Below are 1,062 nucleotides of genomic sequence, written 5' to 3' on the forward strand. Positions count from 1 at the left end.
CCTTGAATAAGGCTCGGTTTCTAGAAACATTTTTAATTAAAACATCTCCACTACCCCAGGTAGCAAAAGGCGATATAATCGCCGCTAAAGCGGTCAAACTAGCAAACAAACCATACTGTTTAGCACCGAGGGTACGAGCAATTATCACGAAGTAGGCCGCTTGGACAATCATCTTCAGAAATTTAGCCAATAGCATCCACAACGTGTTACGTACTAGGGATTTATGAAATATGCCAATGAGCCTGGATTTGAGGGATTGAAAATTCATATCAAGTAGTTTATATCATACCTTTTCGCTGCCAGGATTATCTGCCAAGTTGGTAACTGATCGAAAATTATCTCTGATTACCCAGACTAAGAAGACAATCAGGGAATTGGTATGACTTATACCAAGTTGCAATCAAAGATATTACTCTAAAAGTTAGCATCATAATACCTCTGAAGGCAACTTATGTATTATCTGATTTATCCCTGCTTATATGGCTAATTTTTCATTATGCTCACCCTTAGGCTGACTAGCTGCTTAGTCCCACTAATTCTTTGCTATACCATGCCGATATCTCCCGCCCCAATAATTTGAAGAGCTTTTGATTGTCATTGGCATAGATGGTGTAGAGTTTTTGAATCGCTGATGGACTGGGCCGAAGCTTTTGGTGTTGTAAGGGTAAGCGTTGATCAACACGATTGATCAAGCCACGCATCAATGGAAAACGGGTTCCCAGATAACGAGCAATTGGTGAACTAGTGCTTTGATGGACTTTCTTATACTTTTTACTAAAATCAAAGGAAGAATCTATGTCAAGGAATTCACAAACCTTTTTCAGAGAATCGTCAGAGTTTTGAGCAATGTCTTCTTCAAAGACTAGAATTAGCATTTGCTTAGGATCAAAGTAGTCATAGTAGGCTTGCAGTTGGCGATAATATCGTCCCATATCAATGATGCCATAGCGCTCAACTAGGGATTGTTGATCACCAACTAATAGCTCATCAAGGTCATCATTGACAAATATAACTCCATTTTTGATAAAGTGATTCACAGCAGCAATGGCTCGTTCAACTGGA

2 protein-coding genes are annotated in these 1,062 nt (G+C 39.3%); both read right to left on the reverse strand.

The window, feature by feature from the left end; all coding sequences use genetic code 11:
* The coding region (locus F6K49_RS52455; protein WP_293111012.1) for an oligosaccharide flippase family protein at positions 1-196 on the reverse strand (196 nt) is incomplete at its 3' end.
* A gap of 319 nt (positions 197-515) precedes the next feature.
* Positions 516-1,062: sulfotransferase domain-containing protein (locus tag F6K49_RS52460; RefSeq protein WP_293111010.1), on the reverse strand; the 547-nt coding region annotated here is incomplete at its 5' end.

The organism is Moorena sp. SIO3I6, assembly GCF_010672095.1.